At 58.9% G+C, this 24,134-nt stretch carries 17 protein-coding genes and 10 pseudogenes; 18 read left to right on the top strand and 9 right to left on the bottom strand.

What is annotated here, in order from left to right:
- Nucleotides 1-1,128 precede the first annotated feature (1,128 nt).
- A complete protein-coding gene (locus tag XI09_RS04860; protein WP_271565848.1) occupies nt 1,129-2,502 on the bottom strand; it encodes a hypothetical protein in 1,374 nt (457 codons plus the stop codon).
- A 296-nt stretch (nt 2,503-2,798) separates the two neighbouring features.
- Nucleotides 2,799-2,936 (bottom strand): annotated as a pseudogene (locus XI09_RS46000) (IS256 family transposase); the annotation flags it as partial.
- A 650-nt stretch (nt 2,937-3,586) separates the two neighbouring features.
- Between XI09_RS46000 and XI09_RS04855 the strand changes: the two are divergent.
- From XI09_RS04855 to XI09_RS04840, 4 genes and pseudogenes are all read left to right on the top strand, one after another.
- Nucleotides 3,587-3,781, top strand: coding sequence for a hypothetical protein (locus XI09_RS04855; RefSeq protein ID WP_271565847.1), 195 nt, complete (start codon nt 3,587-3,589; stop codon nt 3,779-3,781).
- 185 nt (nt 3,782-3,966) lie between these two features.
- The gene (locus XI09_RS04850; protein WP_271565846.1) at nt 3,967-4,590 is read left to right on the top strand and encodes a J domain-containing protein; all 624 of its coding nucleotides are present in this window, start codon (nt 3,967-3,969) and stop codon (nt 4,588-4,590) included.
- A gap of 348 nt (nt 4,591-4,938) precedes the next feature.
- Nucleotides 4,939-5,959, top strand: a pseudogene (locus tag XI09_RS04845) (IS110 family transposase).
- 201 nt (nt 5,960-6,160) lie between these two features.
- Nucleotides 6,161-6,423 (top strand): annotated as a pseudogene (locus XI09_RS04840) (transposase); the annotation flags it as partial.
- 366 nt (nt 6,424-6,789) lie between these two features.
- Here the strand turns inward: XI09_RS04840 and XI09_RS04835 are convergent.
- Both XI09_RS04835 and XI09_RS04830 read right to left on the bottom strand, forming a co-directional pair.
- Complete coding sequence (locus tag XI09_RS04835) at nt 6,790-6,963, bottom strand: transposase (RefSeq protein WP_271565845.1); 174 nt, start codon at nt 6,961-6,963, stop codon at nt 6,790-6,792.
- Between the two features lie 43 nt (nt 6,964-7,006).
- Nucleotides 7,007-7,621, bottom strand: a pseudogene (locus XI09_RS04830) (IS110 family transposase); the annotation flags it as partial.
- Nucleotides 7,622-7,776: 155 nt separating this feature from the next.
- On the opposite strand from XI09_RS04830, the pseudogene XI09_RS04825 reads away from it, so the two are divergent.
- Nucleotides 7,777-8,133, top strand: a pseudogene (locus XI09_RS04825) (IS3 family transposase); the annotation flags it as partial.
- A 1-nt stretch (nt 8,134) separates the two neighbouring features.
- Here the strand turns inward: XI09_RS04825 and XI09_RS04820 are convergent.
- Nucleotides 8,135-9,355, bottom strand: a complete 1,221-nt coding sequence (locus tag XI09_RS04820) for an IS110 family transposase (RefSeq protein ID WP_271565844.1) — start codon at nt 9,353-9,355, stop codon at nt 8,135-8,137.
- Nucleotides 9,356-9,595: 240 nt separating this feature from the next.
- On the opposite strand from XI09_RS04820, the pseudogene XI09_RS04815 reads away from it, so the two are divergent.
- Nucleotides 9,596-9,702, top strand: a pseudogene (locus XI09_RS04815) (integrase core domain-containing protein); the annotation flags it as partial.
- Between the two features lie 35 nt (nt 9,703-9,737).
- Here the strand turns inward: XI09_RS04815 and XI09_RS04810 are convergent.
- Nucleotides 9,738-10,781: a hypothetical protein gene (locus XI09_RS04810; RefSeq protein WP_271565843.1), complete on the bottom strand. Its 1,044-nt coding sequence runs from the start codon at nt 10,779-10,781 to the stop codon at nt 9,738-9,740.
- 223 nt (nt 10,782-11,004) lie between these two features.
- Here XI09_RS04810 and tnpB point away from each other — a divergent pair, with 223 nt between their 5' ends.
- From tnpB to XI09_RS04790, 4 genes and pseudogenes are all read left to right on the top strand, one after another.
- The gene (gene tnpB, locus XI09_RS04805) at nt 11,005-11,334 is read left to right on the top strand and encodes an IS66 family insertion sequence element accessory protein TnpB (protein ID WP_097669723.1); all 330 of its coding nucleotides are present in this window, start codon (nt 11,005-11,007) and stop codon (nt 11,332-11,334) included.
- A gap of 852 nt (nt 11,335-12,186) precedes the next feature.
- Nucleotides 12,187-12,411: pseudogene (locus XI09_RS04800) on the top strand (outer membrane protein); the annotation flags it as partial.
- A gap of 12 nt (nt 12,412-12,423) precedes the next feature.
- Entirely contained in the window at nt 12,424-12,864 is a 441-nt protein-coding gene (locus tag XI09_RS04795) for a hypothetical protein (protein ID WP_271565842.1), read from the top strand.
- A 184-nt stretch (nt 12,865-13,048) separates the two neighbouring features.
- On the top strand, nt 13,049-13,516 hold the full coding sequence (locus XI09_RS04790; RefSeq protein ID WP_271565841.1) for a hypothetical protein: 468 nt from the start codon (nt 13,049-13,051) through the stop codon (nt 13,514-13,516).
- A 219-nt stretch (nt 13,517-13,735) separates the two neighbouring features.
- Here XI09_RS04790 and XI09_RS04785 read toward each other — a convergent pair.
- Nucleotides 13,736-14,592 (bottom strand): annotated as a pseudogene (locus tag XI09_RS04785) (Mu transposase domain-containing protein); the annotation flags it as partial.
- A 73-nt stretch (nt 14,593-14,665) separates the two neighbouring features.
- On the opposite strand from XI09_RS04785, the gene XI09_RS04780 reads away from it, so the two are divergent.
- The 5 genes and pseudogenes from XI09_RS04780 to XI09_RS45690 all read left to right on the top strand — a co-directional run.
- On the top strand, nt 14,666-15,115 hold the full coding sequence (locus XI09_RS04780; RefSeq protein WP_097669725.1) for a hypothetical protein: 450 nt from the start codon (nt 14,666-14,668) through the stop codon (nt 15,113-15,115).
- Between the two features lie 383 nt (nt 15,116-15,498).
- A complete protein-coding gene (locus XI09_RS04775) occupies nt 15,499-16,386 on the top strand; it encodes an ABC transporter substrate-binding protein (protein WP_271565840.1) in 888 nt (295 codons plus the stop codon).
- Nucleotides 16,298-16,841, top strand: a pseudogene (locus XI09_RS45995) (FAD-binding protein). The gene XI09_RS04775 and the pseudogene XI09_RS45995 overlap by 89 nt, the downstream one beginning before the upstream one ends.
- 330 nt (nt 16,842-17,171) lie before the next feature.
- Nucleotides 17,172-17,648 carry an Lrp/AsnC family transcriptional regulator gene (locus XI09_RS04760; protein WP_097669726.1) on the top strand — a complete coding sequence of 159 codons (477 nt, stop codon included), beginning with the start codon at nt 17,172-17,174 and terminating at the stop codon, nt 17,646-17,648.
- A 111-nt stretch (nt 17,649-17,759) separates the two neighbouring features.
- Nucleotides 17,760-18,056, top strand: a pseudogene (locus XI09_RS45690) (pyruvate kinase); the annotation flags it as partial.
- Nucleotides 18,057-18,735: 679 nt separating this feature from the next.
- On the opposite strand, the gene XI09_RS04750 reads toward XI09_RS45690, so the two are convergent.
- Entirely contained in the window at nt 18,736-19,119 is a 384-nt protein-coding gene (locus tag XI09_RS04750; protein WP_097669727.1) for a hypothetical protein, read from the bottom strand.
- 1,020 nt (nt 19,120-20,139) lie between these two features.
- The gene (locus XI09_RS04745; RefSeq protein WP_271565838.1) at nt 20,140-20,373 is read right to left on the bottom strand and encodes a hypothetical protein; all 234 of its coding nucleotides are present in this window, start codon (nt 20,371-20,373) and stop codon (nt 20,140-20,142) included.
- A gap of 231 nt (nt 20,374-20,604) precedes the next feature.
- On the opposite strand from XI09_RS04745, the gene XI09_RS04740 reads away from it, so the two are divergent.
- From XI09_RS04740 to XI09_RS04730, 3 genes are all read left to right on the top strand, one after another.
- A complete protein-coding gene (locus tag XI09_RS04740; RefSeq protein WP_179880071.1) occupies nt 20,605-21,003 on the top strand; it encodes a hypothetical protein in 399 nt (132 codons plus the stop codon).
- A gap of 707 nt (nt 21,004-21,710) precedes the next feature.
- On the top strand, nt 21,711-23,096 hold the full coding sequence (locus XI09_RS04735) for an extracellular solute-binding protein (RefSeq protein WP_097669730.1): 1,386 nt from the start codon (nt 21,711-21,713) through the stop codon (nt 23,094-23,096).
- Between the two features lie 70 nt (nt 23,097-23,166).
- Complete coding sequence (locus tag XI09_RS04730) at nt 23,167-24,129, top strand: carbohydrate ABC transporter permease (RefSeq protein WP_271565837.1); 963 nt, start codon at nt 23,167-23,169, stop codon at nt 24,127-24,129.
- Nucleotides 24,130-24,134: the final 5 nt, after the last annotated feature.

Below are 24,134 nucleotides of genomic sequence, written 5' to 3'. Positions count from 1 at the left end.
TCGCCGAAGTCTCACCTTGATCGCCGCCGCCCAGTACGCGGGAGATGTGCGGTCGTGCACACATGATGGCCGCGATATGGCCTAGATGGGGCAGCAGCCTCGGGCTGGAGTTCTTGGTGTTGACATCCAGCAGCGCAAGCTGGTCGCGAACAGACACAGCTCTGGTGCTCGGCAACGATGCTGTCGCGGGGCTTGTCTTTGGGGCGCTTTCGCTATTTGAGCTCCTCAAACACTGATCTGGCCGATTTGATCAGCCGGACAGAGGTCGCTGCGGCTTGCTCAGCTTCATCTTGCGCTCAAGCTCCTTGACGCGATAGGTCATTTCAGGTCGTCATCTTCGACGGGCAGAGTAGTGCCGAAGGCAGCCCGCGCTGAACCAAATCCTTATCCCGAACAACGCAGCTCTCATCAAAGCGTCCAAAACCGGAGTAGCGACAGATACTTCACGGTCTATGCACTGCTCTTGCAGATTTCAGCGACTATCTCCGCCAAAAAATAGGAAGGGCATTGCTGACGAGCTTTCCGCGGGGACGTTGAATGCACATGTTAAGAGTATAACCAGGACAAGGGCGTTGGCGGCAGCGTCGGGGTAGCACTGCGCGAGCTGCGGAACACCTCGACTGGGCTAAGTGATGACACGGTATCCTGGACCATTGCTGACCCCTGAGATATGTACTGAACGGCTCGAGGCGGATCGACGAGGTGCTGGGCAGCGCCTCGTTGGCCAGAGGAGCTTTCTGCCGGTACGCCACGACCAGGATATGCATCTGAGGCACCAACATCCATCTGCAGCTAGCTAAGCTCAGCCGACGCCTGTTCAACGGGCACGGAAAGCAGCCTCTTTACTCGGAGGATGCGTCCCCCTGTCTCGGGGCCGAGGCCCCAATCAATGGCAGTGCTGTAAAACGCAACGGTAATAATACCGTAGATGTTCTTCGCAGCTTTGGCGTTCGGAAAGATCAAAGGGGATGGTTGTGCGGTGAGGAGCCGCATAGCAATGATCCGCGCAAGTTAATCGGGCCGGGTAGCGCTCACCCGCCCCCCCGAACCGCGCCAATCTCGCAAGGCTCGCTGGAGCAAGCTATGCTCCATTAACAAGTCCACTACCGGAGCTATGTGGACGGCTTCCTAGCGTCCGGATTGTCTCTCGGCATCTACATTGCTCGGGTGATGGAAGAGCCGAACGTCATTGGGGCCTCCCGGCCCCAAGAGGGCGGTGTAACGCTCGCCGCGAATGTCGTATTTTATTTCCGGCTGCGCCTCGTTCGGCACGTGGCCCCAGCGGCGGAGCTTCGAGAGCATCGCGTCCGAGGCTGGTTGGTCGCCGTGCGAAAAATCTTCGGGAACGGCGAATGATGCAGCATAAATCTCGCGGGCCGCCGGGGACGTCCTCTCAGCCCTGGAGGACGCCGGAGCGGCATGCTCCATCGAACGTCCAAGCAGCACTGGTGAGGCTCGATTTGCTGGCTGCGCGCTGGGCTGCGGAACGTTTTCCGGTCGAGATCCGAGAGGAATGGAAGGGCCTGGCGCATTGAGTGGGGTGCTTGGCCTCATCGCCGCCGCGGGCACGAATAGCGCCGTGTAGCGGTCATTGTGAACGATAAAGCTGTTGGGTCGGCTGTCCTGGCTCGGCGGAACGTTGCTACGGTCAAGCGCAGCGGACGCGTGCTGGTCGCCCTGCCGGAAATTCAAGGGAATAACGGCCGAGCCCGAATCCGGCCCTTGGTGATGACCCTCGGTTGGCTCGAGAGACGCCGATGGGCCGGCGTTTCCCACCATCGCCCACAGCAGATCCTGATCGTGGCCTTCTGCAGGAAGGACGAGCGGACCGCTGGCCTGAAACGGTGCGCCGGCGTCTTCCATCAGGTCGCGAACGACTGAACTGCCGGGCTCGCTCAGCTGGCGTCCGATGGCATCCCCTTCCGTATTTAGTGTTCTTTGTCTCTTCGCAGGCCTCAACTCACCGGTGTAATCCTCACCCATGAGGACCTCGTGACTTGAAAAGGGAGCGCTCCCGGTCAGCTCGTTCCGAGCCGGTTGGTAGCCGTCGCTCCAGTCGAACTGGCGAACGGCTTTGCCGCGATCCGGTCCCTGGTGATCGCGCGCGGTTGGGAGAGACGATGTTAGGGTCGGTTCGCTCATCATCCCCCGCAGCGGGTTCTGATCGTGACCTTCCGCAGGCAGCTCTTTCGGCCAAGTCCAAGCTTCCCGCGGCGCGCTGTGCTGGGCAGCGGTGTCCCCGAGGTGTCTGGTGACGGCGTCTTCGGGATGAGGACCGTGGGCCCCCTGGTGCCCAAGTTCCAAAGCCTCGATGAGGCTACGCTCTTCCTCAGACAGAGGAAGATAGTAGCGATCTGAAGAACCAGGAATCTCTGCAACGGCAGGGGCATCAAGCTGCGGCACTTCATCCAAGTACGGCTCAAATTCCGCTTGCTGCTGTTGCGGTTGTGACACTGCGGCGTGGTCACGGTCGAATGGGTTGATGCTGTTAAATGGGTCCATGTCAACTCCCCGGGTTTGAGTCGGTTGGCAATGCCGAGCCGATAGTGTCGCTCTCTCTCGCTCTATTAGGACCAGCTGTCGACAAGCTGACGCGCTTAGAGACTTACCGGATTGTGATCTCAGATCAGTCATTTCGCCGCTCCTGACCGCGACTGGTGAGGAAGCGGAGCGGGCGGTATGGCTTTGCGTGTTCGGGACGAGCTCAACGCCCTCGGCACTCTGACGACGCCACGATCTCGGCAACTGTTTGGGCCACTTCAGTCAACGCATCGTTTTCGACGCCACCTCGATCAGCTCACCATCAATTTTACGGTTTGTGGCGACAACGGTTCCTTGGCTCGCACGCTCGGTTGCCGCACCGCGGCGGATGCTCTCGATCGGATTGTAGTTCTCAGCTGGCTCTGGTGCTCGGCGGGAAAGTCATAGAAAGCCAATGGGCTCCAGATTGGAGCTCCTTGTCCGGTTATCAAGGTCACGCGCATGTTTGGCGCGGCTCTCGGCGAAGGTATCAAGTGCATGCTCCGCGACCGCCCGGCTTGGCGCCATTGAGAGACTGCATGGCCTTCTTCTTGCCGCTCCGAACCAGCTCGGGATCTCTTTGAGCACGTTGACGGCCCTTTTGCTGCCAGCGCTCGTATTCGCCCGGCGATTGGTCATTCAGGCCCAAGATCACTGAAAGTGAAGGTTCGTTGCGTCCTTCCCAGCAGGGCCGAGAGCGCCTCCTGGATCGCCTGCCGACATACCGCTTAGCTAAGGGGCGGGCAGCAGGGGATCGAGGTTCCTGGTCCGCCGCGCTCGGACTGGCAAAATCACCGAGGTGAAGCGGATCCAACGGGCGAGCTGCTTGCGCGCCGGTCCTCACCCTGGGCCTGGCAACCTCGATCGCGCCGATATCCTTTATGTTGCGCGCCGGGCGATAGCTGTGCCGCACGGCCTGGCGCGACATCCGCGGCGGCTTCAGCTCGCCGGCGTCTCGAGAATGTGGCAGTTCAGTCTCGACGGCCCGGACGAACAGATCGCGCGCGATGTTGCAGGAATTTATAGCAGTGCATGATCGACCGCAGACGGCTGACCGAAGGGCAGGATGTTGATCGTCTCCTTCGATCGTATCGGCTCCCTGGAGAAGTTCTCGCAGCTTCGCCATCCGCCTGGATACGCTGCCTCTCTGAGCGCGTCATTACCCTTCCTGTGCAGCTCCCGTTTTCTTCGTATTCACCCCCGTCCCATTCAAGACCTCTATGTGCAGAACCCGACAGCAATTGCAATTGAATCGATCTGAATCGCAAAGAGATGATTGTCTGAACCAAGCTCGCGAGTCCTGGCATGTCGATTGCTAGGAAGTGCCTGCTACATCATGCCACCAACTAGACGCAAAGGCCGAGACAGATCCAACTTGCCGTCCAAACCAATTCTCTAGCATACAAGCGGCGCTGTTAACTGCCGCTCCGCCAGCGGAGCAAGGTCATGCTGATCGACACATCCAAAATCTTCGACTCCATTCGCATCAACAAGAAGGAAGCGGCGGAGCGCCAGATTGCGGCGCTGTGCGAATGGCCTGGTTGCCAGAACAAAGATACCCATCCGGCGCCCAAGGGCCGCGACAATGCGCGCCAATATTGGCACTTCTGCATCGACCATGTTCGCGAATACAATCAGTCCTACAATTTCTTCTCGGGGATGGACGCGGAAGCGGTCGCGCGCTACCAGAACGATGCGCTGACCGGCCATCGTCCGACCTGGAAGATGGGCGAGAACATCAGCACCAGCGAAATGACCGGCAGCGCGGCCGATTTCGAGAACGACTGGCATGCCCTCTGCACGCTCCTCGAGCTGAACGGACGCGCCGGTGCGCGCCCCCGCGCGAAGGCCAAGCCTGAGGCGCGCAAGATTTTAAATGCCGAGCGGAAAGCGTTGCAGGTGATGGGCCTGAATGCCAATGCGACGCTCGGCGATATCAAGGCGAAGTACAAGGCGATGGTCAAGCAGCACCATCCAGATGCCAATGGCGGCGACCGCTCCACGGAGGATCGCCTGGTCGAGATCATCAAGGCCTACCATTATCTCAAGACGGTAGTGCGCGAGAGCTAGCCCGGATATCTCAGTGGGTCTCAACGGCGCATCAGCCGTGGAGGACGGAACCACCCAGACATTACTCGCTTTGCTCTGGTTCGCTGGCCGTTAATTCCCTGGCTAACGCGTTCGGCCGAGGATGGCGAACAATCGACATCTTGAGCGGTTCGTCTCATTTCGCCCTGACCTGCCCGTGAGTATTTCCTCCAGAAGGAGTTAGAGTCCGGCCTGAAGAAGGACGGACAAATGAAGCGAGCAAGGTTCACGGAAGAGATGGGGGATTCGGTCCCGATCGCCTGGCCTATTTGCCGCGCAGCACGTTTTGACTGACGATCATGGACCAATTCCATTCAAGGAGGAAAAGCCATGATCTACGTTGGCCTCGACGTTTCGCTGAATTCCGTTGCGGTATGTGCGGTGGACGAGACCGGAAAGCTTATCCGGGAGGGAACGACGTTGGCGGATTCGCCATCGATTGTGCAGTATCTCGAACCATGGGCTGATCAAGTTGAACGGGTGGGCCTTGAGGCAGGACCGACGTCAGAATGGCTGACCGCAAATCTAATCGAACTGGGGCTTCCGGCCATCAGTTTGGAAGCCCGCCAAGTTAAAGGCGGCGCTTTCGGCCATGCCGGTGAAGACCGATCGGAATGACGCCCGTGGGATCGCGCAGGTGGTGAGAACGGGATGGTTCAAGCCTGTTCACGTCAAGAGCATCGGCAGCCAAAGGGCGCGGACGCTGGCCGCGGCTCGCAAGCATATCGTTCGCTCCATCGCTGCCGCAGAGCAAGTCATCCGCGGACTTCTGCGTCCGCTCGGTCTCAAAGTCGGAATCGTCTCGCGGACTCTGTTCGCGACGAGAGTTCGTGAGTTGGTCGGCGATGACGCCTTGCTCGAGGCGATCATGAATCCGCTGCTTGCCGGACGCGAAGCGCTGATGCGGGAGTACGCCCGACTACATCGCCTGGTTCTGAAGACCGTGCGCAGTGACCCGGCTTGTCGGCTCTTGATGGCGATGCCGGGGATCGGCCCAGTCTCTGCGTTGACCTTCCGCTCCACTGTGGACGATCCCAGGCGATTCCTGCATTCCCAATCCGTCGGCGCCTATCTCGGGTTGACGCCCCGACGATACCAATCTGGCGAGGTTGATCGGGTGGGACGGCTCACAAAAGTCGGAGATGGAGAGACGCGCACAGCCCTGTTCGAAGCTGCCAACGTCGTTCTCAGGCCATCAACCCGATGGTCTCCGATGAAGGCCTGGGCGGTGCGTGTTGCCCACCGGCAAGGAAGCAAGCGTGCGAAGGTCGCGCTGGCCAGAGAGAGGGCTGTCATCCTTCACCGAATGTGGGTTGATGGAACCGAATTCCGATGGACGGCGGTGGCGTAAGAACGCCATCGCCATCCCAAGAGACGCCCGTCGCGGGGCGTGGGGATGGTCGAGTTCGTATGATCTGTCGTGGCATCCGCCCTCCAGGTCGGGTGACTACGCCGAAGAGCTTGAACCGACCATTCAACCGAATCCCATCGTGTGGCGGCTTTGCCGACCACGAACAGAAGCAAGGTACCCGCGGCACGTGCTCTTAAGGGATTGACAGAAGCAGACCGAATACAGAAGCAGATTATCGCGGTGTTGAAGGAGCATGAGGCCGGGGCTAAGACGGCTGACCTCGCTCGCAAGCACGGGATCTCCGAAGCGACGATCAACAATTGGAAGGCCAAATTTGGCGGCATGGATGTCTCCGAGGCCAAGCGGCTGAGGCATTGGAGGAGGAGAACGCGAAGCTGAAGAAGCTTCTTGCCGAGCAGATGCTCGATGCGGCAGCGCTTCGCGAGCTCCTTTCAAAAAATGTATGACCCGCCCCGCCCGTGCAAGGGTCGTTTCGATCAGGACGATGCAGTCTGCACAAATGTATCCGGCCTCTTGCAAGTGGGCCGCTGTTGCGGCCAGGCCATGATGAGATCCGCGCGTGCCGTTCCCAGATAAATGGTCCGGGCTCAAAACCCGCTTTTTTGCACAGGGCTTACGGCGCGCCGATCGACTGTCTCGTCATCACTTTCACGAGCCTCGCAGTCTGGAATAAACGGGATCAGCTAAAGGCCGGATCCCGCCGTTCGTAGCTTGCGCCGGGCTTAGTCATCACTACCCACGCGATCCGCGCAATCTTTGCCGCCAGGGCGACGGTGACCTTGTTAGTGTGCATGCGTGCCTGAAGTCCATCAAGCCAAGGCGCGAAGGTGATATCGCGAGCGATCAAGGTGTGTCACGCAGGAGCGGGCGCCGTGGATGATCATCCGGCGCAGATATCGGTTGCCGCGCTTGCTTGTCCCCAGCAGCTTCGTTTTGCCTCCCGTAGAGTATTCTCTGGGAACAAGACCCAGCCAAGCTGCCATATCGCGGGCCTTTTTGAACTGTCGGGCAGATCCAGCTGCTGCCAAAAAGCGCCGTCGCCGCGAGGGGACCAATGCCCGGGATAGTCATTAATCGACGTGCGGTATCGCTTTGAGAGGCAATCGCCTCAATCTCGCGGTTGACTTCAGCAATCCGCAGCTCCAGCTGCCGCAGCTCGTCGAATGTAGATGCAAGAATGCGACGCATGGCCGACGTTAGATCATTCGATTCATCTGCCAAAACCCTCGGCAGATCTGCCTTGCACTTGCCGGCGCCCTGGTGAATAGCGATCCCATATTCCAGGCAAAAAGCCCGCATCTGATTTATGAGACACGTCCGTTGCGAAATCATCCTATCGCGAACACGATGCAGCGCTTGTAGGTCAATGTGTTCAGGCGACCGTATCTCGACGAAGCGCATTGTTGGTCGCGTCACTGCTTCCGCGATCGCTGCGGCATCGATGATGTCACTTTTGTTGGACTTTACATAAGGCTTGACGAATTGAGCCGGAATAATGCGGACGGTATGCCCCATCGCGGCGATCTTGCGTGCCAACCATTGCGAGCCGGAGCAGGCTTCCATCCCCACCAGAGCCGGCCCGGCGCGTTCGAAGAACTGCAAGAGTGTATCTCGCCGAAACGTCGCCTTCTGGATCGGCATTCCGGCGGCGTCGAGCCCAACGACGTGGAAAAGGTTCTTGCCAATATCGATCCCAAACACCGTTGCCGGCCTGGGTTTGTTCCGTGTCCTCATTGCTTCCTCCTTTTAAAGGCCAACTCAGTCTGACCGAGAGGATGGGGCGGGTCATCCCATTAATGGTAGGGCCCGCCGCCGAGCGCGCTGCGGTCGCGCATCTGCAGGCTGTCATGAGCCTGTCGGAACGGCGGGCCTGCTCGATCGTGGGCGCGGATCGGAAGATGATCCGCTATCGCTCCAGCCGTCCTCCGGACGCGGCTCTTCGTGGCCGGCTGCGTGACCTCGCCAACGAGCGGCGACGTTTTGGCTACCGCCGGCTGTTCGTCCTGCTGCGCCGGGAGGGCGAGCCGTCGGGGATCAATCGGATCTACCTGCTTTATCGCGAGGAAGGGCTCACCGTCCGCAAGCGGCGGGCTCGCCGCAAGGCCGTGGGGACCCGAGCCCCGATCCTGGTCGAGGCGAGGCCCAACGCGCGCCCTATGTCGCGGAAGCCTTGCTGTGTCGGGATCGTGGCTTTGCCCGCCACCGGGACGTGAACCTCGTGTACTCCTTCTCGGCGGATTCCACGCGTGCTCGTTCCTCAGCCCTCTTCGCGGGGATGTTGTAATCATAGGCCGATCCACGCTTGGCATGGCTGGTGGGTAATCCAGCGCGCAGTTCGATGCTCCGGAACTTGCGCGCCAGCAGGGCCGGCCTGGTCCAGATGTAGTCAGTGCTCTTGGTCAGCATATGCCAGATGATCATCGCCAGCTTCCGCGCCGTCGCGACTGCCGCGATGTGCTTGCCGCGTCGTGAAGCCACGCGCTGGAAGAATGCACGCAGCGGTCCCGGCGAACGGGCTACAGCCCATGCTGCTTCGACGAGCATTCCGCGAGCTTGGCCGCGGCCCTGCTTGGTGATCCTGCCATGGTAGGCGGAGCCCTCGCCAGACTGCCTTACGCTCGGGTTTAGCCCCAGGTAGCTCACCAGCCTGGTCGGATCGGCAAAGCGCCGAATGTCGCCGACGGCCGCGGCCACGCCCGAAGCCACCGTCATGTCCACACCCGGGAGCGTCATCAGCCGCCGAATGATCGGATCGGACATCGCTTCACGCGCGATATCCGCCTCGACCTCCTTCAACGAACCCTGGATCAGGTCGATCTGCGCCAGGTGCCGCTCGATTGCGGCACGCTCGTCGGCAGGTACAATCTGGGCGGCGATCCACCTGCGACCGCTGATCCCTACAAGGTTGAGGTGTGGACAGGGCGGAATGAGGTGGGCGTGAAGGATCGACTGAATGAGGTTCTTCAAGCGTACCCGCTGACGCGCGAGCTGCGTACGGCGCGCAACTTGCCGTCGCAGGGCCATAGTGCGCTGATCGGGTACCCAGACCTCCGGAAGAAATCCGGTGGCGTACAACTTCGCGAGCACGGCGGCATCAATCGCATCCGTCTTGATCTTTGCGTGCGCGATCAACCGCACCTGCTTCGGGTTGGCGATGACAACACGGTCGACATACGGCGCCAGAACTTCGACAACGGCCGCGGCATTGCCAGTCGCCTCGACGACCACGTGGTCATCATGGGTGAGTTCCTTCCTGGCGAAAGCCTCCAAGCTGTCACGAGTCATGGGAATGCGGCCGAGCTTCGTTAGATGTCCCTCGAGCAGCGCCACGGCCTCGGCCGCCACGCGATGGATGTCCATGCCAATGATGCGCATCTCTCCCTCCATGGTCAGTGCGAAAGGGAGCTGCGGGCAACACGACAATTACGGATCCGCGCTCGCAGCGCATCCGGGCTAGTCGCAGGGGCGGCCAGATAACGACCTCGAACTCGCAGTTCATGTCAGTGCGACGGCCTGCCCGCACTTGCGTGCTCCCGGTGCCCCGAGGCCCGGATCGGTCTACGCTAATGGGCTAGATCGAGTCTGGAAACACGGGACACCGGCTACATCATGCCGGATAACGCCTTTATCGAGGCGTTCAACGCCGCTTCCGGGCCGAATGCCTCAACGCCCATTGGTTCCTGTCCCTTGCAGACGCCCAGGAAAAAGTGGAGACTTGGCGCTGATACTACAACTGCGCATCAGAACACCCATCTGGCTATGTGATTGAAGAGAAGAGAGTTTGTTGAGCGGGATGCGATCCCGCGGGGTATTTTGGGTTCTGTCGCGCTCGTTCGGCGATAGATTGAGCAGCAGTGGTTATCAGCCAGGTGTGGGCGAAGATCCAAGGACTATCCGGAAGAGGATGGATGGATTCGATCTCGCCGGCTTCAGCGGCCAGCCGGAGCGTCTTAGGCGCGATCTTCGGGAGCTTTGCGGCGTTGCCAAGGTTGAGCCATGGCTCGATCCCGTCCTCGGCAGGCTTGAACACCGCGATGTGGTAGTTCGAGCGCATTGATGTGACGCGCTCGCGGGTCCAGCGATTGCCGTTACCGGTCTTGAGGCCGTTGCGATTGAGGAGGCCGGCAATCAGATCGTCGCTGGCGATCAGCACCAGTTGACGCACGGCCTGGACGATATCGGCAGAGGTGCTGTTGCGCTGTCCGCGCCGGCGCTTCGGCAAGCGCAACTCGCTGTGGGCGCCCCCCACCCAATGGACGATGAGAACGATCTCCGAGGCCGCGTCGTCGATATCGGCCACGACCTCATGGATGAGGGTGCGCACAATGCGCTTCTTGAGGCGAGCATCCGTCGTCGGCGCATCCCAGACCGTTTTGAGGTTCGAGGCCAGAACGCCGAGCGAGACTGGATCGGCAATGGGTGCGGGCGTCGCCGCATCATGCATGGCGATCTTGGCCTCAACCTCCGCCGCGTGAGCGAGCGCCCTGTTCCAGCGCGCTTCCAGCTCACTGGCCACCAGCCGGTTCGCGGGATCAGCGGCATCGTATTGCCGGAAAGCCCTGTCGGCGGCATAGCGCGCCGCTTCGAGGTCGCAACTGAGAGCATCGCGTACCTGATCGCGCCGTTCCCTGGCTCCCTTGGCGGCAGCGGTTGCGGCGGCGACAGCGCCCGGACCGACGACTCCAAGCAGCGATTCCTCGATGGCGTCATCGACGCGCAGTCCGCCGAAGGCGATGCAGTGGGCCCCGCCATTATCCATCCAGGCACGGTTGCAGCTGTAGCGCGGGATATGGTTCTCCATGCCGGAGTACCGGAGTGTGAGCTTACGACCGCAGCGCGTGCAGCGGACTGTCGTTCGTGCCGGTGGTGTCGGAATCAGCGTTGCCGGCGGCCACAGAGCCCTCCGGGTCGCCGGAGGCAGCCATTGTGACGGTTGAGTTCCAGGGCGCGCGCGTGGAGTTGCGCGGGGCGCCTGGCCTTGCTGTGTTGAGCGATGTGTTGCTGGCACTGCGACGGACACGTTCATGCTGACGATGCCCGCGAGCCTCATGATCTATGTGGCGACGCAACCTGTCGACTTCAGGAAGGGTGCGGAGGGCTTAGCGTTGCTGGCGAAGGAGACGCTGGGCCATGACCCGATGAAGGGCGTGGCGGTGGTGTTCCGTGCGAAGCGCGCCGATCGGGTGAAGATTGTCGTCTGGGATGGCAGCGGCCTTGTGATGTACTGGAAGCGGCTTGATGGCAGTAGCTTCAAATGGCCTCCCATCATGGCCGGCGTGATGCGGATGAATGCGTCCAGCTGTCAGCACTTCTGGGCGGCATGGATTGGACGCGCATGCACGCGCCTCACCTGAGATCGCGATGAAGGTAAGGGCGAGTGTTGCACGCGCCGGAGCGACGCTGATGGACATTTTCAGAGCGGTCAAGGCGGAGGCGTGCTTGTTTAAATGGGACCCAGGTCGCGATCGCCAAGTAGTAAAGCGCGACGCCGCAGAATTCACCCTCGTTGCTACCACCTGACGCGCCGATCGCATCGACGGACCTCACCACACACTCCTTGGAGTGGACCCATGTCAGCGCCGGACGCCCGACGGGCTTCTGTGTTAGCCGCCGGGTACACGCGCCTTGACACTGCGATGATTGCGCACCTCGGCGCTCAAACGCCCGACTTGTCGCAGCTGTGACCGGTCTTGTCGGCTATCCGACGTGGCCATGGAAAAAAACATCGAATACGCAGTGTTCAGGGTGGCACGGATTCTGCTCACTGCGACCGTCATGGGAGCGGCGCCAGAACAACGACCGTTCGGGCTACGTTGCGAATGGCGCGCATGTTGTTTCTGAGGTGATATGCGAAGTGGAGTTCTTGTTTGCGGCGCGGCAGTAGTTTCGCTTGCAACATGCAGTCTCGCTAACTCAGCGGACCTGACCCCGGCGGCGAGAGTCTCGTCGACATTGTGGAGCTGGACTGGAGGATATGTTGGCTTTCACGGCGGTGGTGGTTATGGCCGCACGTCCTTCACCAATCCCTACGGGCCATCAATCTATGGCGACATCGTCAACACGCCAATATTCCTCGCCGGCGGTCAGATCGGCTACAATTGGCAAAGCAACGGATGGGTTCTTGGCGCCGAGTTGGATGTAAGCCATGCTGTGTCCGACGGCACAAATAGCTGTCTTGCCTTCTCCGGTAATGTTGTGATCGCCACCTGCAAGGCAGTCCGAACGTCTTTGTCACAGGCACCGCTCGGATCGGTTACACTTTTGGTGCCCAGGGTCGCACGCTCACCTATGTCAAGGCCGGCGCAGCCTGGCAGAACAATCGCGGGAGCATCGCTAACAATGACGAATTTCACGATGACGGGTCTCCCGGATTTCCGCAGCACACTACGCAATTTGACCACGGTCGTTTCGGATGGACTGTCGGATTCGGTGTGGAGCAAGCCTTGACGGCCGCTTGGTCGCTCAAATTTGAATACGACTATATGAGGTTTGCTGGACCGCCCCTGGCGACGCCTCCGACCATGCAGTTCCCGCCGCTCGCCGTCATCCCCGCCAGCGCAAGCAACTTATCGAGCAGTTACCAAGTTGGAAAGATCGGCTTGATTTATCATTTCGGAAGCGGCCCGAGTCAGCCGGAATGGTCCCGTGGATCGCTGTTCAACGACGGAGGGGGGGGCGGTCATCGTGCATATCCCGATGATTGGTCGATTGAAGGCGGCTCACGGGTCTGGCTCAGCAGGGGAACATTCCAATGGGACTACAATCTTCCACCTCTGATGCCTGGCGATAGCGTCATTCCGAGTTCGAGGCTCACCTATCATGGGCTGGACGGCATTTCCGGCGAGCTTTTCGCACGTCTTGATAGTCCCTGGGAATATTCATGAAGGGCAATGTTGGCCTCGGACGCTTCGAGAAGGGAAAGATGAACGACGAGGATTCAAGTTACTACGGCATCGGCTATACCAACACCTTATCAGACCAGGCGAATGGGAAATTCATGTACTACACGGCCGACGCCGGATATGACTTTCTGCGCGATAAGGCCCACAAATTAGGCGCCTTTTTCGGATGGGCTACTACGGCCAAAAATCGGATTCCAGGGGATGCGCGCAGATCGCCTCGCCGGTGGGGCCGTGCGCGGTACCGCTATCGAAACGGCTCACCGGCAGTCAAGACACCAATTGGAATGCGCCGCGTATCGGCATGAGCGCAGAGGCGATGCTGCTCGAGCGCTGGCGCGTGAGCGCCGACGTTGCTTACCTGCCGTGGACCGACTTTACTGGTCGCGACAACCATCTTCTACGCCCTGAAACAGCTTTCTACGATCAGCGCGGGCGAAGTGGTGCAGGCGTTCAGGTGGAAGGAACATTGTCTTACTTTCTCAGCAAAAACTTCAGCATTGGTGTTGGGGCCCGGTATTGGGCGATGTGGACCGGGGGTGACAGCGATGTCTCTTTCAATTACGGCGCACACACCCCTGCGAAGTACAGCATGGAGCGTTGGGGAACGTTCTTTCAGACCTCCTACAAGTTTTGACTGAATCGGGCAGCAAGCCCGGGCAGGCCAAATGTTTTTGTGGCCGGCCTAGACCGGAGGGACGGCAGCGCTATATATGAGCGCTGCCGCGGCTCCCGAGCTCGATGGAAATTCGAGTCGTGTCTCAGTTTGAAGTTTCGAACGGTTCCCGCCCATGTAGGGACCGTGCAGCCCCCGCCCATTCGGGTGTCAATTAGCGCCACCGCATCTTCGTACTTCGAGGGCTTCGGCACAGGCGGCTTCCACCGCGGGCAGACCGTCAGTCAGCACGGCGTTGAGGATGTCGACCATCTGCCGATTGCCGTCGTCAGTGCTGGCAAGCCCGCGCCGGATCCGCTCAAGTGCGGCCGGCAGCACCCAGTCCTTGAAGGGAGCACCACTGCGCAAAGCGCCGGGTTTGCGAGCCAGCACCGGCACATAATGCCAGGGATCGGAGGTCGTCTCGCCGCGTCCGAAGGATCGTGGATGCTCCGCAAGGATCCTTCCATCCTGGCGGATCACGATGCGATCGGTATAGCCTGGACCTCGACCGGGCGTCCGACTGCGCTGCCTGCGACTGAGTAATTGTTGTTATCGAAGCGCACCAGGCAAGTCTTCGTCGATGCCGTCACCGCATGGAGGCCGTCGAAGCGCGGCATAAGGAACGAGTTGGGCCGTTCGGTTTCGAACACGTCCCAGATCGTCTGATCGGCCAGCTCCGGATGGCGATGAGCCTTGGCGTAGGCGACGCATTTGTCGAGCAGCCAGGCGTTTAGCTCGTCCATGTTTTTGAACTGCAGCCGCGGCGTGAAGAAACGTTCTTGGAACAGCCCGACCTGGTTCTCGACATGGCCCTTCTCCCAGCCCGACGCCGGCGAGCAGGCAACCGGGTCCATCAGATAGTGGCTGCACATCTGCTGAAAGCGGCGATTCTAGCGACGATCCTTGTCGACAAAGATCGTCTTCACCGCGGTCTTCATGCTGTCGTTGATGCCCCGGCCGCAGATGACCTTGAACAGGGCGAACGCCCCTTCGTGGGCATCGAACACCATCTCGTGCGTCTCCCGCGGATAGGCCCGCACGAACAGCATGCGGCTGCGGGTGGTCCAAAGTTCGGTCTCGCTGCATCGGCGGCGAAAACTCTAGCCAAAAAGGGAGGACGAAATTGATATGGCGCGTCTCGCGGCATGGCACACGAAAGGCGTTACAGAGAGTGCTTTTGTGTCATTGTGCCAGACCCCCTCGCGACTGCTCCTTTCAAAGGACGACAGCGAGAATGGCGCGAACGGGATTGCAAAGAATGCTAAGAAGCTGCACGCTTATACGGTACCAAGCGTCACCGCCTGGCCGATCAAAAAGATCAACGATATTCTAGAGCGTGGGCATGCTCCCGGAGATGAGGAGCTGCGAGATTGGTTAGGGGGAATACCGAGCGAGGAGACCGAGGTCTTGTTTCTGGGTGGCAATCTAGCTGATTATTGGACAGCCAGCGAGGATAATCCGAACATGGCTAGCACACCGCAAGATCGTACGCCGATCAAGAAAGCAAGGATCAGCTTCGATACGCCGGAGATGATGACGGACTCTCGAACTCATTGCCCCTCGGAGTCCGGCCACTGACCCTCTCAGTCCTGAAGAGCTATCGACTGCGGTCGAATCGCGTGGGACTGGCACCCCTGCTTTCAGCTATTTGGAAGTCAAGCGTGCCGAGCGCATGCGCGTCCGGTCCCAAGGCCGGGCCCCTCGTCAGGTCGATGCCAAGTCAGCGAAAGCGATCATGCTTTGCCGAGAAGGACCTGTTTCACGGAACCCGACCGTGATGCTGTCTTACCCACCAGGTGCATCGGTCGGCACCAAGCGTGAATTTGGATCTTACCCAATGTTACCCAACGTTGGTTTGAAAACCGCCTCAAGGCGGAAAAATGACGGATTAGCATCCCTGCACCGCGACCCTGGAAGAGGAGGGCGCGTGGGTTTACGGGCCAAAGAGCCTAGAGGAGGGAATGATGACAAGGAAGCTCGCCGCTTCTCGCGGTTATTGGATGAGTTTTGCCCGAAACGTTCTCGTCTGCACCACGCTTTTGGCTGGAACGGCCGTGGTATTCACCCAAGTCAGGGCGGACGACATCAACTGGCGCCAGTTTGAAGGCGCCTCGATCGTCTGGGCCTATGACATTCATCCGTATGCCGACGCGGTCGCAGCACAGTTGCCGGAGTTCGAGAAGCTCACGGGCATCAAGGTGACGCCGGAGCTTTATCCGGATGATGCCTATTGGAATAAGTTGACAATCCAGCTCAGTACTAAGTCACCGGGTTGGGACGTCGTGGGGACGGGAATTCAACCAGCTTGGGATCTTGCGCCAGGTCAATTGCTTGAGCCGCTCGACAGTTATCTGAACGATCCGAAACTCACGGCGGCGGGCTACGACTACCAGGATTTCTTCCCTGCACTTCGGGATGCGCTGACCTGGAAGGTCAAAGAAGGGCAGATCGAGCCGGGAAGCGGACAGGTCTGGGCCATTGCGCATGGCTTTGAGAACATCCAGCTGTTCTACCGCAAGGACATTCTCGACAAGTACGGCGTTGAAATCCCAACGGCTCCGCCGGAGATGTCCGCGGCCTGCGAAAAACTGAAGGCCGCGGACCCCGCGATCACACCTCTGGGCGTGCGCGGGGACCGTCTCGCGCGCGGCGGCGGACGCAGAGAAATCATCCGGCCAAATTCCAAGTGTGATCGGCTCGCGACGAGCAGGTTCAGAAGCAAATTGGTAGAGGTCGAGCGCCCGCGGCCGGATCGAGCGGATGATGCGCCGGGCGGGCATAAGCCAATTTGCATGGATTTCAGATCCAACACGCAGTACCAGCCTCTGCGTGACTTGGCGGGCGCATGAAACGATTGCTGAGCTCGCAAAGCAGCCGGGACTAGATCCCGCTGTGCTTCAAAAGACGATCGAGGAACACAACGGGCACGCTGCCCAAGGACGGGATCCCCTCTTTAAGCGTGGGGAATCGGCTTTCAATCGCACGCTCGGCGATCCGACCGTCGGAAAAAATCCAAATCTTGGACCAATCAAAGACGGACCATTTATCGCGCTGCCGATCGTTCCGGCAACGCTTGGCACGGCGACCGGATTGGCGACGGACTTACGGAAGCGTCCTGGATGCACAAGGCAACGCAATCCAGGGTCTTTATGCTTGCGGGAACGACATGACGTCGCCGATGCGCGGAATTTATCCTGGGGCAGGCATAACAATCGGTCCCGCCATCGTATTCGCATATCGCACCGTCAACGCAATAGTGCTTTCCGCTGATCAGGAGCAAAAAGCCGTCGCCTCCAGAGGTTGACCGTCTACCACACTCGTCTGTGGCGGGGAATATGTGCTCGGGTCCGGGGCGCGCATCGATAGAAACGTCGGCCCCGACCCGCGACATCCTCGAGAGGGCGGCCGGGTTCGAGTTTGGTGAGCCCCGGCGGAGGGGGAGATCGCCGCATCGACCGTCTTCGATGTATCGCAAAGAGCTGGGCTCCCAACAGGTATTCCAAGACATATGACAGCGGGAAAAATCGATCGTTCAACAGCTAGGCGGCGTAGTGAGGAGTCGAAAATGTCAGGACAAGCGGCGCAGGCGTCTGCTTCCCCGACGCGATCGCAATCCGCTGGCCGCGAGGCAGTGATGCAACTCGACAAGATCGATTTTCGTCTTCTTGATCTCGTCCAACGAGACAATCGCCTCTGTAGTGAACAACTTGGAGGGAAGGTCGGCCTATCCGCATCCGGAGTTCAACGTCGGCTGAAGCGCCTTCGATCGACGGGCGTCATAGAGGCCGACGTTTCCATCATTTCTCCAAAAGCAATTGGGCGGAATGTGACTGCAGTGGTTCTCATTTGCTTGGAGCGCGCGCGTGCCGATACCGTTGATCGTCTAAAGAGGCAAATTAGCAAGATGCCTGAAGTGATGAGCGCATTCTACGTTACAGGTCTGGCTGACCTCGTCTTGCTAGTTACCGTAAACGATATGGAAGATTACGAGCGGTTTGCCCGGCGCCTTACAGACGAAAGTTCAGACATAAAGCGCATTGAAACAATGGTTGTCGTGGATCGGTTCAAAGTAGGATTTACTTTGCCAATAGCCTCCATCGCATGGTGTTGAGCGACTGACGAAGAGGACATTGGCTTGCTCAACTACCGTCGACCGCAGTCCGTAATGGTCTGCTTTGGTCTTTATGGCTAGATAGATCACAATCTTCGGATGGGGGATACGTTGCGTCGCTCGCGTCACGCCAAGATCGTGGCAACAGTCGGTCCGGCAAGTGCCGAGCCTGAGAAGATACGTGCTCTCTACCTTTCCGGGGTAGATACCTTTCGGCTAAACTCACGGAACCCACGAAGACCACGCAAGAGTTATGTGTGTATCCGTGAACTCGAGCCGGAATTCGTCCGGCCGATAGGCATCCTGCAGGATCTTTTGCGTGCTGGAGAAACGGTCCGCCTTGTGATCGATGGAGCCAAAGGAGCAAAGCAATCGATATCCTTGCCTCATCCGGAGATTTTAAAGGCCACGGCGATCCACGTCTTTTGCGTCCAAGGCAAACTGAAAGGCGAACGCTTCGCCCGCTATTGGTACGACATTGTAAGGCTGGACGATGCGAAGATTGCCGAGGCGGCGTTGAAGGACAGAAAGCTTGCCGAGATGGTCGCAGAACACAAGACCTGGTGCTAAAAAGGACCCTAAGGGCGGGGTCATCGACTATCATGCAGCCGCCAAAGAATCTTTGAAGCTTATCCCCGAAGGACAATCGCGAACGGTCTTGGAGCAAGACTACAAGCGCATAATCGACGACGGGCTTATGCTCGATGAGCCCGAAACATTCCATAAGTTGATGACGAGGTGCCTGGATCTCGAGAATAGAACGAACAAACCTACCTGAAACGAGCTAGGCCGACAACCGTGCGGAGCCGAGCTGCTTGCTGAGGCAGCTATCAAGTGCCAAATGATCAACTAACCGAGCAGATAGCCCATTGGCTCGGGCCGCCACGGCAGCATCGAAGCGCGTACGCTTCGATGCTGCGAGGCGTCTTACCGTGGTTGAAAAGCTTCCGCTCCTCATTGCCTCGACACTCGCTAGGGCGAGCCTCTAATCGTCGGGCTTCAGAATGGCAACTTCCACAGGAAGTAGAGAAGCGCAGCTATGGCCCCCCAGAAAAGTATGCCGCGGAAGATGAAAGCGAGCGCCACGTTAATCGCCGTCTCGCCCAAGCCGCTGCGCCATGGCGATTCCATCGATCGCGTCTGCCAGTCCTTTTAAGAAAACCCCATACCATGCATCATCATCGGGAAGTTCCCACTCTCGTAGGCTGCCGACGTAACGGATCAGAGCAATAACGCCCGCGATCGTCGTTGGCCTTGAACGGATGAGCACATTCGCATGCTCCGCGAGAGCATGGTTCTTTTGACTGCTGATTTCGTCGGCAGCATCAAACTCGCGCCCATCGATCTTCGCCGATACGGACAAGGCCGCATCGTAATGCGCCGACAGCTCGCGATGACGCTCAATCACTACGAAGATGAGATCTCGATCGGCTGCAGCAGTCGACTGGGTGGAAATTTTCGGCGATGACAATGTTGGCCCCGAGCAAGTAGCAGGCCTATGTTAGCATCGCGGCCATGATGATAATCAGCGTAGAGGGTCCTTCATCTGCGGTATTTCTGCTCGACCGATTGGGCATTCAGACGAGGTCACCGGCTGCATTTGGAGATTTAGACCTTTCGGGGACAATCGCGCGCCTTTCTCGCGCCGGAAAGCGGCTCGTCTCCGGTTGTTCCTTGCGTAAAAGCTGCATATTTTGCGTGTATCGAAGGTTGTTATCACGCGTCGGCTGCGCTTGGATACGTTTCCACATTTGAAAGGGGCGGGCGAAATATGAAGTTGATTGCAATAGTTGCCGGTCTGTTGCTGCTCGGCGTGATCGGACAAGCAAACGCACGCGGAGGACATGGCGGGCGCGTCAGCTACGGCGGCGGACATCACACTACCAGTCATGGCGGCAGCTATTTGGGCGGGTCCGGCTCATCACACCGTGCCGGGACTTATCTCAATTCGAGAACTGGCAACCGTTACGGCACTCATCGATAACGAGCGAAGAGGCCGGACTCGAGGCGCGGCCATTCGATGGGCCTTTTATGCGTGGGCAACAATGGGAGCCGACGTTTGGGGCTGCCGCCGGTCCTCGCCGACATCTTTCATCCTTATTCCGACATGCCTGAAGAGGGCATCGAGGTACTGGCCGACGACTACGTTGAGGCCTTCGCAGAAAAGTTCAGGACTTTGGCCGAGCAAACGCGCCCGCGACGATCTCTGCGACGTCGTGAATCTGTTATCGTAACGCCGATTGTCGAGCGGACAGAGTGTTGTCTCGACCAAGCGGCCTCCCCTTAGGAGCGCCATAAAATGTTTCAGGCTGATCGCCTGCCTCTTGGGGCGCGTGCCCAATATCGTTGTGAGGCAGAGACTTATGGTGGCCGCCTCGCGGCGTAACGGAAGGAATCGAATTAGAGGCTTTCACCCGCTCTGTCGACGTAAGATAGTCTGGACTTCGGCATCGCGCTTGCCCAACTGCAAGCGCGTCGAGATCAGATATATTCACTCGACCTCGTGGTATTCGGCCCGGTCGAAATCCGAGCCGAACAGTGCTGCTGCGGCGTCGTAGAGCGCGACGGTATTGACGGTTGACTGCATGACGTAACAGGCGCGCAATGCCTCGATCGCCGATGCATGGGCTCGCAACGATCGCGCCGAGGCTTGGCAATCGGGCTCCTCCAGCTTGAGCGCCTCCCGCTTAGCGCCGCTCTCGAGGATATTCCGATCGAGTGTCATATCTCCGCCTTCACCGTCCTAGTTGGTCCGCCAGAATCTATGCGCTCGCTACCAGCCTGCCAGTCTGCGCCGTGTTGACGGATCATTTCGCGATGGGACCGTTTGATGAAGGCGTGCTCGACGCAAAAGCCGGCGGTGACTGAAGCGGCTAGCGCTAGGCCGCACGCCACTTAGTCATCAAGCAAACTCCAAATTATGTTACTGCCGGTGACGACGACAAAAGTGAGTGCCATGACGGTACTGCGAGCACTGAAACAGTTGATCAAGGGCAACGTGACGTGCGGCGAGCGTGGGGTGCAGCCCATCTTCAGAAGAAAGCATGGCAATAAGCCAGCGCTGCCGATGCGTGCTCAAAATCATACAAGAATCGCTGGTGAAACGCCGCGCCTTGTCCCATCGGAACGCCGCATGCAACGCAGCATGAGTGCGCAGCGCGCGAAGCTGTTGCCGGACTTGTGGACGCTTCTCGAGCACAATGAAGAGCAGATTTGCCCGTGGTTCCAGAATGTTGGGACGCTTCGGGGGCTCGAATCATGCTCTCTGCAACGCAAGCTCGGTTGCGGCATCGGCGCCCGTGTTGGTCGGATAACAAATCCAATAGTGAATGCGATGCTTGACCAGACCAGATGATGCAACGGATGAAAATCGTCGCTGCGCCGTGCACAAAAGTGAGGGACCTCGGTCCCGAGCCGCATGCGGAGATCGAGAAGCGAAACGCGACCACTTAGCGCATCGACCCGCGTGCAATTTCGAGACGAGCAGCCGCATCACTATTCTTTAGAAATTCGAAGAAGGTGCTGTCGCTGATTGGGCAGAAAACTCACCGTCCTGCACGTGCAGTTGCTTCGAGGAAAGCAGATCAGACACTTCCCCGCGCTGCCGGCGCAGCGCTTATCGCACCGCCGTTCGGCCAGTCGAGAGACCAGATCGTCGGTGCGATGGGAGATTCCGAAAGGTCGCGACAATGCGTCGTTATTCTGCAGCGAGCTATCGTCCGTCTTGAGGCAGCCACTCAAGAACAAGATCGCCGCGTCTGTGACGAGCGGCGGGATCAATAGAGCATTTGAACCAGCTACTGATGCAAAAGCGCGAGCAGTTCGCCAGGATCGCCCCTTCTTTGCGGAGCTGGCTTCGCGGGGCCTGAACATGCGCATGCATTGATCATCTCCCACTATGGCGCTCCTGTGATGCTCTGTCTTGACTTACCCAATGTTACCCAACTTCGATCTGAATGGGTGCATATGGGCAGAAAATGACGGTTAGCGTTCCCAACACTCGCGGCCCCAGATGAGGAGGGCACGTGAATTTGCGGGCCAATGAGCCCGGAGGAGGGACTAATGCCAAGGACGCCAGCCGCTTTGCGCGGCCATTCGGCTCATTTTGTCAAAACCGCTCTGATTTGCTCAACGCTCTTGGCCGGTGCGGCCGCATCTTTCGGCCGCGCCAAAGCGAACGATATCAATTGGCGCCAGTTCGAGGGCGCTTCGATTGTGTGGGCATACGATATCCATCCGTATGCTGACGCAGTCGCAGCACAGCTGCCTGAGTTCGAGAAGTTGACAGGCATCAAGGTGACCCCCGAGCTTTATCCGGACGACGCCTACTGGAATAAGCTGACCATCCAGCTGAGCACAAAGTCGCCGTCGTGGGACGTCGTCGGCACTGGGATTCAGCCAGCTTGGGATCTCGCGCCCGGACAACTGCTCGAGCCGCTCGATCGATACCTGAGCGATCCCAAGCTCACCACGGCGAACTATGATTACAAGGACTTTTTCCCCACACTACGTGATGCGCTGACATGGGAGATCAAGGGCGGGCAGATCGAGGCCGGCCGGGGTCAGGTGTGGGCCATCCCGCACGGTTTCGAAAACATCCAATTGTTCTACCGCAAGGACATTCTGGACAAGCACAGTATCAAGGTCCCGACAACTCCGCCGGAAATGTCTGCAGCTTGCGAGAAGCTGAAATCCGCCGATCCCGGGATCACACCTCTGGGCGTGCGGGGAGTGCGCTTTTGGAGCAGCATCCACACGGCCGCAATCTCGATCGCCAAGTCGTATGGTGTGCACGACTTCGTCGTCAAGGACGGCAAGTTGGAAACCGGTCTCGATTCGCGGGAGTCGATCGCCTTCCACAAGGACTATGTGGAGATGATCAAGAAGTGCGCTGCTCCATCCTTCGCCAACGACAACTGGTATCAGGTGGTCGATGGCATCAATTCGGGCCGGACCGCGATGGCGATCGATTCCAACATGTTCGGGTTCTGGAACGATGTTGCGGGCAAGCCCGCTTCGGGCAAGATCGCATTCGCTCCCCCGCTGCGCGCTCCGAACAGCAAGAATTTCGAATCGAACATCTGGATCTGGTCCCTGGCGATGAATGCTGCCTCCCAGAAAAAGGGAGCGGCCTGGCTGTTCATTCAGTGGGCGACGTCAAAGCAGGTCGAGCTGAACGGAGCCGTCGCCGGGAAGCTCGTCAACTCTCCGCGCGCTTCGACCTGGAGCGACAAGGTTTGGCTCGACTATGCGGCCAAACCGGAATTCACGAACTTCGTGGATACCTTCAAAAGCGTGCAGGACAGGGCAGCGCTCGCCTTTACGCCGCGCGTAGGGTTTGCCGAGGCCATGAACGCCTGGGCTGTCGCCATGCAGAAAATGGTCAATGGCGCGGATGTGAAGGCGACGTTGACCGACCTCGCCTCCGAGATCCGCTCTTCCATGTAACGCGATCGGGGGGGCGCCATAAGGGTTTGCCGCTCCCCACCACGCCCGAGTATCTTTCGGGAAGTGAGCGATGGACCTTCGAGGCACCGAGGCAACCGTGACGTTACAATCATCGGCAGGCCAACTGGCACCATCCAAAAACGAGCAGGTGCAAAGCGCCGAGCAGCATGCGCTTGACTGGTGGAGCCTTGCTGCGATTGCGCCCGCCATCATCATCCTGCTTGCATTTCTTTTTCTGTTTTTCTATGGGCTCTTTCAATCGCTGACCGATCTCAAGTTTGGTCGTCCGCTGGTTCGCTTCATTGGATTCACCAACTATGAAGTGGCGATCAAGACCCAGGATTTCTGGAACAGCGTGCGGGCGACTATGGCGTATGCCTGCTCCGCGGTGCTCGCGGAAGCGTTGTTTGGGCTTGCGCTTGCCAAATTGTTCGCAAGTGGGGTGTTCCTTGCCCGGCTGATGCGACCGGTCATTCTCTTTCCGTTGGTTCTGCCGCCAATGAGCGTCGCCTTGATGTGGACCACAATGATGGATCCGCAGAATGGGATCCTGAACTATTTGCTATCGCTTGTTGGGATCGGCCGGTTCGCATGGATTTCAGACGCCAGCACGGCGATGTTCTCGCTGGTTCTCATCGACATATGGACTTATACGCCATTTTTCGCGCTGATCATCTTCACCGGCTTGCAGGGCATCAACGATGAGGTCAGACAAGCTGCGCGGGTCAATGGGGCGAAGGGTTGGGCAACGTTCCTCCATATCGAGCTTCCGCTCATCGCGCCATACATCCTGATCGCCGCGGTATTTCGGCTGATCGAATCGCTCAACCAGTTCGATATCATCTTCGGAACAACCCAGGGCGGCCCGGGTGACAGTACCTCCGTGCTCTCGGTCCGCGCCTATATCACCGCCTTTCAAAATCTTGCTTTCGGGCGTGGTGCAGCGCTCATGTTCGTCAACTGGTTGATCGTGCTTCTCGGGACCTTGGCCATGGTGAAATTGTGGCGCTCGGTCCGGCAGCGTGTAAGCTAGAGGAG

Source organism: Bradyrhizobium sp. CCBAU 11386 (assembly GCF_028128955.1).
Classification (GTDB): Bacteria; Pseudomonadota; Alphaproteobacteria; order Rhizobiales; family Xanthobacteraceae; genus Bradyrhizobium.
This window is presented reverse-complemented; position numbering and strand designations above follow the sequence as displayed.